Annotated in this window: 1 protein-coding gene; it reads right to left on the reverse strand. The window is 65.9% G+C overall.

Annotation, left to right across the window (positions count from 1 at the left end):
• Positions 1-232 (reverse strand): DUF1045 domain-containing protein (locus QSV46_RS41185; protein WP_314964561.1); only part of this gene is annotated, 232 nt, incomplete at both ends.

Below are 232 nucleotides of genomic sequence, written 5' to 3' on the forward strand. Positions count from 1 at the left end.
CTTCCGGGCTGAGTGGAGCGCGGAACGAATCGAATGCCCTGGTCGCCTGGGCGGCAAGCAGGTCGAGATCTGCCGACGGTTCGCCGGGAATGATCGCAATGAAGCCGCTGATCGAATCGACGACCGGTTGGATCACGGGCACTGGCCGGGCCAGATCGGCGAACAATTCGCAGGCCGCAGCAAGCTGCGCCTCGGCCTTGCCGTCGGCCAGCGCTATCGGCGCCTTCAGCGT

Origin of the sequence: Bradyrhizobium cosmicum (assembly GCF_032290525.1) — a bacterium.
GTDB classification, from domain to species: Bacteria; Pseudomonadota; Alphaproteobacteria; order Rhizobiales; family Xanthobacteraceae; genus Bradyrhizobium; species Bradyrhizobium cosmicum_A.